The organism is Streptomyces montanisoli (genome assembly GCF_017813245.1).
GTDB classification, from domain to species: domain Bacteria; phylum Actinomycetota; class Actinomycetes; order Streptomycetales; family Streptomycetaceae; genus Streptomyces; species Streptomyces montanisoli.
In genome coordinates this window covers 1-7,211 of sequence record NZ_JAGIQL010000242.1, presented here as the reverse complement: position 1 = coordinate 7,211, position 7,211 = coordinate 1, and the positions used below count along the sequence as shown (strand labels likewise).

The window sequence follows — 7,211 nt, the reverse complement described above, 5'->3', positions numbered from 1 at the left end:
GTACCGATCAGGAGGCCGGGTACGGGCCGACCGTGTACGACACCGGCGCCTACGCCGTGGCGGATATGGCGAACGTGTCGGACATGGCGGACCCGGCCGGGCAGGAGGGCGCCGGCTACCCGGTGGCAGCGGCCTACGGCGCGGGCGAGGCGTACGGCGGCTACGCGCAGCAGGACGCCTACGGCTACCAGCAGCAGGACCCGTACGCCTACCAGCAGGGCGGCTACGACCCCTCGCAGGCGCAGCAGCCCGCCCAGCAGCCCCAGGCGTACGGCCAGGACCAGGGCTACGGCTGGCAGCAGCAGCCCGTCGACGCGGGCGACGGCGCACACGACGGCGCCCAGACCGGGCAGCAGCCCGCGCTCGACGAGACCAGCTTCTTCGACACCAGCATGATCGACCTGGAGCAGCTGCGCAGGTACGAGCAGGGCCGCTGACCACCGGCAGGGAGCCGGATTGGGTCCTGCGCCCACGTACCGGTATCCTAGCCCTTCAGTCGCGTGCTCGCCGCGATCACGGCTGCCCGCCCGGCCCATGGGCGATAGCGGCGGCCCTTCGGTGACCACCCCGATCCGACGAAAGCAGGGACAGTTCTGAACGCGCGCCTCGACCACCGCAACCCCCTCGTGTTCGACACGCACGAGCTGGGGCGGCGACCCGGTGCGCTCCAGCGGCTGTCCCGCTCGGTGCCCGCGCCGAGCGACCTCGGCATCGCCGGGGTCATCGCGGTGCCCGAGTCGGCCCCCGTCGAGCTGGAGCTGCGGCTCGAGTCGGTCATGGAGGGCGTGCTGGTCTCCGGCACCGCCCGCGCCACGGCCGAGGGGGAGTGCGTAAGGTGTCTGGAGCCGCTGACCCGCGAGGTGAAGGCGGACATCCAGGAGCTGTTCTCGTACCACGACGCCGATGACCGGGGCCGCCCCAAGGCGGAGCCCGGCGACGACGCCGAGGACGAGGACACGCTCTTCATCGAGGACGGCCTGTTCGACCTCGAACCGGTACTGCGTGACGCGGTGGTGCTCGCACTGCCGATGCAGCCGCTGTGCCAGGAGGACTGCGCAGGCCTGTGCCCCGAGTGCGGGGTCAGGCTGGCGGACGAGCCCGGGCACCATCACGATGCCGTCGACCCCAGGTGGGCGGCACTGCAAGGACTCGCCGAGACCGTCAAGGACGGCGAGAAGGACGACATGGACGGTGCCGGCTTCGGCACCGACGAGAAGCAGGAGAAGTAGCCGTGGCTGTTCCGAAGCGGAAGATGTCGCGCAGCAACACGCGCCACCGCCGGTCGCAGTGGAAGGCTGTGGCCCCCAACCTGGTGGCGTGCGAGCGCTGCCAGGAGCCGAAGCTGCAGCACATCGCGTGCCCCAGCTGCGGCACCTACAACAAGCGCCAGGTCCTCGAGGTCTGAGCGGCTGGTGAGAGGCTCAATGTCTGAACTGTCCGCGGACAAGAACGTCACCAAGCAGACAGACACCGTCCACGCAGCCTCGTCCCACACGCTTCTGGAAGGGCGGCTCGGGTACCACCTCGAGTCCGCCCTTCTGGTGCGTGCGCTGACGCACCGTTCCTTCGCGTACGAGAACGGCGGGCTGCCCACCAACGAGCGGCTCGAGTTCCTCGGGGACTCGGTGCTCGGCCTCGTGGTCACGGACACGCTGTACCGCATCCACCCCGACCTGCCCGAGGGCCAGCTCGCGAAGCTGCGCGCCGCCGTGGTGAACGCACGCGCGCTCGCCGGCGTCAGCCGCGGCCTCGACCTCGGCTCCTTCATCCGGCTCGGCCGCGGCGAAGAGGGCACGGGCGGACGGGACAAGGCGTCCATCCTCGCCGACACCCTGGAAGCGGTCATCGGCGCCGTCTACCTCGATCAGGGGCTCGACGCGGCGTCCGAGCTGGTCCACCGGCTCTTCGACCCGCTGATCGAGGAGTCCTCCAACCTCGGCGCGGGCCTCGACTGGAAGACCAGCCTCCAGGAGCTCACCGCGGCCGAGAGCCTCGGCGTGCCCGAGTACCTCGTGACGGAGGAGGGTCCCGACCACGAGAAGACCTTCACTGCTGCCGCCCGCGTCGGTGGTGTCTCGTACGGCACCGGCACCGGCCGCAGCAAGAAGGAGGCCGAGCAGCAGGCCGCCGAGTCCGCGTGGCGCGCCATCAAGGCCGCCGCGGACGAGCGCGCGGCCGCCGCTGCCGGCGCTCCCCGGGGGTGACGTGCCCGAGCTGCCCGAGGTGGAGGTCGTACGGCGTGGTCTTGAACGCTGGGTGAGCGGCAGGACGGTCGCCCGGGCCGACGTGCTCCACCCGCGCGCCGTACGGCGCCACCTCGCGGGCGGCGAGGACTTCGCCGCCCGCCTCAGGGGCCGCACCCTCGGGGTGGCACGCCGCCGCGGCAAGTACCTGTGGCTGCCGCTCGACGACCCCGGGTTCTCCGTACTCGGCCACCTCGGCATGAGCGGCCAGCTGCTGGTGCGCCCCGAGGACGCGCCTGACGAGAAGCATCTGCGGGTCAGGCTGCGGTTCTCCGACGCCCTCGGCACCGAGCTGCGCTTCGTCGACCAGCGCACCTTCGGGGGCCTCTCGCTCCACGACAACACGGCCGACGGCCTGCCCGACGTCATCGCGCACATCGCACGCGACCCCCTGGACCCCGGCTTCGACGACGCCGCGTTCCACACGGCGCTGCGCGCCCGCAGGACGACCGTCAAGCGTGCCCTGCTCGACCAGTCGCTCATCAGCGGGGTCGGCAACATCTACGCCGACGAGGCACTCTGGCGCGCCCGGCTCCACTACGACAGGCCCACGGAGACACTGACCCGCCAGAAGGCCGCCGACCTGCTCGGTCACGTGCGCGACGTGATGAACGCGGCACTCGACGTCGGCGGCACCAGCTTCGACAGCCTCTACGTCAACGTGAACGGCGAGTCGGGATACTTCGACCGGTCGCTCGACGCGTACGGGCGCGAGGACGAGCCCTGCCGCCGATGCGGCACGCCGATGCGGCGCAGGCCCTGGATGAACCGGTCGAGCTACTTCTGCCCGCGCTGCCAGCGCCCGCCACGCCCCACGGTCTGAGCGCTCAGAAGCCGAAGTCCTGCGTCCACCAGGGGCCGCCGGCACCGTAGTGCACGCCGACACCCAGGCGGGTGTAGTCGCAGTTCAGGATGTTCGCGCGGTGGCCCTCGCTGTGCATCCACGCGTCCATCACCGCCTGCGCGTCGGCCTGGCCGCGGGCTATGTTCTCCCCGCCGAGCTGCCGCACGCCCGCCGCGTCCGCACGGTCCCACGGCGTCTTGCCGTCCGGGTCCGTGTGGTCGAAGAAGCCGCGCTGCGCCATCTCGTCGCTGAAGTTCTGCGCGAGCGAGTCGAGCGAGCCGTCGTCCTTCAGCGCGCTGCACCCCACCTTGGCCCGTTCCTGGTTGACCAGGGCGAGCACCTGCGCCGCCACCGTCGACGCCCCCGTGGGGGAGGCGGGCGCCTTGACGACGTGCGGCGTGCTGGTCGCGGGCGCCGGGGCCTTCGTCGACGGCGCCTTGGTGCCGGCCGATGTCTTCGTGTCGCCGGCCGTCCTCGTCTTCCGCGGGGAAGGCGTGGCCTTCGGCCTGTCCGGCGTGGCGGCGTGCGTCTTCGACGGCTCGGCCGAGCGCGTGCCCGACGCCTTGGGCGCGACGTCCGCCGATCCACCGGTGGCGGAGTCCGAGGGCGTCGGGGAGGCGCTGTGGCCACCCTGCTCGTGGAGGCCGGACGGGACGTCGGCCGGCCTGACGTGCTCGGAGCCGATCGCGCCCGCGCCGACGTCGAAGCCGCCGCCACCGGGTATCAGCCCCGACGTCACGGCCACGGCGCCCACCGCCATCGCGGCCGACGCACCGAGCAGCCCGGTACGCACGGGGCCGCCAAGACGCCGCCCGCGCCCGCGGCGCCGTCCGGCGCCCCCGTCCGGCTCCGGTACGGGGGCGGGTCCGGCAGCGGAGCGTCCATGGCGTCCCATCCGCGGTCCTTCCTCGTGCTCTCGGTACGTCGTGGAGGCTCTCCCCAGCGGGGCGGCCTCCCATCCATCGGCGCTCTCACCCGAACGAGTGATGCGCGTTTCGCGACGGGACTGTACGCCATGAGCGGTGGGGCGGGTGGGGCCTGAGAGCAATCGCACGGTTAGCTTGCGTCCATGAATGACCAGGTACGGATCACCGTCTGGGTACGCGGCCGGGTACAGGGAGTGGGGTTCCGCTGGTTCACCAGGGCGAACGCGCTGGAGATCGGCGGCCTCACCGGCTTCGCGCTCAATCTCGACGACGGCAGGGTGCAGGTCGTGGCCGAAGGGGCGCGTGAGAATTGCCACCGGCTGCTCGACTGGCTGAGATCCGACGACACGCCCGGTCGCGTCGACGGCGTCACGGAGATATGGGGCACCGTGCGTGGCGGCTACGAGACCTTCGCGATCAGGTGACGGGAAGGCGCACGCGCCGGGCGTGCGAGGCGCGGGCCCCGGCGGCCGATTCGCCCCCGCGCGTCCATACCACCGTGGTGACCTGGTGGTTGCGGGCGGGGCCCGGCGCGTGCCAGTCTTCCGCACGGACGAGGGCGCGCACCGAGCCGGCCCCGGGCACAGGCCGCGCCGGACGACAGCGGGCGCCGGGCCGCCGGGCGCCGTGCCCGTACGGACGGTGATCGTGTTGACCGTCAAACTTTTTGGTGAGACTCTGGAAGCCCCGCGCACACCAACTGTCTGGCGGCGAGAACAGCAGAGGTAGCGACCTCTCTGCCAGGCGTGCGGGCTTGACCAGCCTCACGAAACCCACGACCCACACCGCATTCGGTCGGTCACTCATTGTGGAGGACCATCCATCATGGCAAAGGCGCTTCTCGGTTATGTCGGCGGTTCCGACCCGCGACTCCTCGCCGAGATGCGACGGCTTCAGCAGCGCGTCCAGGACCTGGAGTCCGAACTCGTACGGATCCAGACCGAGAACGACGCGCTGAGCGCTGCCGCCGCACAGCACCCTGGAGAGTCGCTGCTCGACGGCATCGACATTGATGTTTCCCAGGAGCCTGCGCTCACCTGATCACCGGCCCCTTCCGGGCCGCCGACAGGTGAGGACATTCTCGCCGGCAAGAATATGCAAGGGACGCTCCGGCGTCCCTTCTTTCTTTCTCCGCCTTGTCTGCCTTGTCCGCTCCCGGCCCCGGGAAGCCGCCCGCTCCCTGATGCGCAGCCCCCGCCGCGCGCTCGCCCCGCCCTTCCCCGGCTTCTTAACGTCTGATGTGCCCTGCGCGTCCGGTGGTGAAACCGCCGCCGGACGATCGCTGCGGGTAGAGTCCGGCGGCGTGCACCTCAAGGCCATGACACTCCGCGGGTTCAAATCGTTCGCGTCCGCCACGACGCTGCGCTTCGAGCCCGGGATCACCTGTGTCGTGGGCCCGAACGGCTCGGGCAAGTCCAACGTGGTGGACGCGCTGTCCTGGGTCATGGGCGAGCAGGGCGCCAAGTCGCTGCGCGGCGGCAAGATGGAGGACGTCATCTTCGCCGGCACGACCGGCAGGCCGCCGCTCGGCCGCGCCGAGGTGTCGCTGACCATCGACAACTCGGACGGCGCGCTGCCGATCGCGTACGCCGAGGTCACCATCACGCGGATCATGTTCCGCGGCGGCAGCAGCGAGTACCAGATCAACGGCGACACCTGCCGGCTCCTCGACATCCAGGACCTGCTGTCCGACTCGGGCATCGGCCGGGAGATGCACGTCATCGTCGGGCAGGGCCAGCTCGACTCCGTCCTGCACGCCGACCCGATGGGCCGCAGGGCCTTCATCGAAGAGGCCGCGGGCGTACTGAAGCACCGCAAGCGCAAGGAGAAGGCGCTGCGGAAACTCGACGCGATGCAGGCCAACCTCGCGCGCGTGCAGGACCTCACCGATGAGCTCCGCCGCCAGCTCAAGCCCCTCGGCCGGCAGGCCGCCGTCGCGCGCCGCGCCGCCGTCATCCAGGCCGACCTGCGCGACGCCCGCCTCAGGCTGCTCGCCGACGACCTCGTCACGCTCCAGGAGGCGCTGCGCACCGAGGTGGCCGACGAGGCCGAGCTCAAGCGGTGCAAGGACGAGGCCGAAGGGCGCCTGAAGGCCGCGCTCGCACGCGAGGCGGCACTCGAGGACGAGGTGCGCCGCCTCGCCCCCCGGCTGCAGAACGCCCAGGCGACCTGGAACGAGCTGTCACGGCTGGCCGAACGCGTCCGCGGCACCGTGTCGCTCGCGGACGCGCGCGTCACCAGCGCCACCCAGCCGCCCGCCGAGGACCGGCGCGGCCGCGACCCGGAGGACATGGAGCGCGAGGCCGCCAGGGTCCGCGAGCAGGAGGCCGAACTGGAGGCGGCTCTCGAGGCGGCCGAGCACGCGCTCGACGACACCGTCGCCCACCGCGCCGACCTGGAGCGCGAACTTGCCGTCGAGGAATGCCGCCTCAAGGACGCCGCACGGGCCATCGCCGACCGCCGCGAGCAACTGGCGAGGCTGCACGGCCAGGTCACCGCCGCGCGCGGGCGTGCCGCCTCCGCCCAGGCCGAGATCGACCGGCTGGCCGCGAGCCGCGACGAGGCCCAGCAGCGCGCCGTCGCGGCGCAGGAGGAGTACGAGCAGCTCAAGGCGGAGGTCGACGGCCTCGACGCCGACGACGTCGAACGGGGCGACGAGCACGAGAGCGCCAAACGCGCCCTCGCCGACGCCGAGTCCGCGCTGTCGGCCGCACGCGAGGCCGCCGTGTCGGCCGAGCGCAGCCGCGCGGCCGTCGCCGCACGCCACGACGCCCTGGCGCTCGGGCTGCGCCGCAAGGACGGCACCGGCGCCCTGCTCGCCGCGCGCTCCACGCTGACCGGCGTGCTCGGGCCGGCAGCCGAGCTGCTCACCGTCGAGCCCGGCCACGAACTCCAGGTGGCGGCCGCGCTCGGGGCCGCGGCGGACGCCGTCGCGGCACGCGACCCGGCCACCGCCGCGGACGCCATCCGCCTGCTGCGCAAGCAGGACGCGGGCCGCGCCACCCTCCTGCTCGGCGACGCGCGGGAAGAGCGGGCGCAGGACCACGGCGCCGGGGCCGGCCACGAGGACGGCGCACTGGTCCACGCCCGCCCAGGCAGGGACGGCACGCCGGCCGAGGGCGCATTGCCGGCCGAGGGCTCGCCACCGGCTCACGCCCGTACCGGCGCGGTGCCCGCCCCCGCGGACGGCCGCGGTCT

At 72.5% G+C, this 7,211-nt stretch carries 8 protein-coding genes and 1 pseudogene; 8 read left to right on the top strand and 1 reads right to left on the bottom strand.

Annotated features, from left to right (window positions below; genetic code table 11):
- From JFN87_RS33955 to mutM, 5 genes and pseudogenes are all read left to right on the top strand, one after another.
- Nucleotides 1–437, top strand: a pseudogene (locus tag JFN87_RS33955) (cell division initiation protein); the annotation flags it as partial.
- A gap of 156 nt (nucleotides 438–593) precedes the next feature.
- A complete protein-coding gene (locus JFN87_RS31010) occupies nucleotides 594–1,229 on the top strand; it encodes a YceD family protein (protein ID WP_209345531.1) in 636 nt (211 codons plus the stop codon).
- Between the two features lie 2 nt (nucleotides 1,230–1,231).
- A complete protein-coding gene (gene rpmF, locus JFN87_RS31005; protein WP_030910672.1) occupies nucleotides 1,232–1,405 on the top strand; it encodes a 50S ribosomal protein L32 in 174 nt (57 codons plus the stop codon).
- A 19-nt stretch (nucleotides 1,406–1,424) separates the two neighbouring features.
- Nucleotides 1,425–2,204, top strand: coding sequence for a ribonuclease III (rnc, locus tag JFN87_RS31000; protein WP_209345529.1), 780 nt, complete (start codon nucleotides 1,425–1,427; stop codon nucleotides 2,202–2,204).
- Nucleotide 2,205: 1 nt separating this feature from the next.
- Complete coding sequence (gene mutM / locus JFN87_RS30995; protein WP_209345527.1) at nucleotides 2,206–3,066, top strand: bifunctional DNA-formamidopyrimidine glycosylase/DNA-(apurinic or apyrimidinic site) lyase; 861 nt, start codon at nucleotides 2,206–2,208, stop codon at nucleotides 3,064–3,066.
- A 4-nt stretch (nucleotides 3,067–3,070) separates the two neighbouring features.
- On the opposite strand, the gene JFN87_RS30990 is transcribed toward mutM, so the two are convergent.
- Nucleotides 3,071–3,982, bottom strand: a complete 912-nt coding sequence (locus tag JFN87_RS30990) for a CAP domain-containing protein (RefSeq protein ID WP_209345524.1) — start codon at nucleotides 3,980–3,982, stop codon at nucleotides 3,071–3,073.
- Between the two features lie 174 nt (nucleotides 3,983–4,156).
- Between JFN87_RS30990 and JFN87_RS30985 the strand changes: the two genes are divergently transcribed.
- The 3 genes from JFN87_RS30985 to JFN87_RS30975 all read left to right on the top strand — a co-directional run.
- Nucleotides 4,157–4,438, top strand: coding sequence for an acylphosphatase (locus JFN87_RS30985; RefSeq protein WP_209345522.1), 282 nt, complete (start codon nucleotides 4,157–4,159; stop codon nucleotides 4,436–4,438).
- 400 nt (nucleotides 4,439–4,838) lie between these two features.
- Entirely contained in the window at nucleotides 4,839–5,054 is a 216-nt protein-coding gene (locus JFN87_RS30980; protein WP_030910702.1) for a hypothetical protein, read from the top strand.
- Between the two features lie 262 nt (nucleotides 5,055–5,316).
- Nucleotides 5,317–7,211: chromosome segregation SMC family protein (locus tag JFN87_RS30975; protein ID WP_209345520.1), on the top strand; the 1,895-nt coding region annotated here is incomplete at its 3' end.

Bases quoted from the DNA above. Each gene is read 5' to 3' on its own strand.
- rnc (WP_209345529.1), top strand. From the start codon at position 1,425: ATGTCTGAACTGTCCGCGGACAAGAACGTCACCAAGCAGACAGACACC.
- JFN87_RS30990 (WP_209345524.1), bottom strand. From the start codon at position 3,982: ATGGGACGCCATGGACGCTCCGCTGCCGGACCCGCCCCCGTACCGGAG.
- JFN87_RS30985 (WP_209345522.1), top strand. From the start codon at position 4,157: ATGAATGACCAGGTACGGATCACCGTCTGGGTACGCGGCCGGGTACAG.
- JFN87_RS30980 (WP_030910702.1), top strand. From the start codon at position 4,839: ATGGCAAAGGCGCTTCTCGGTTATGTCGGCGGTTCCGACCCGCGACTC.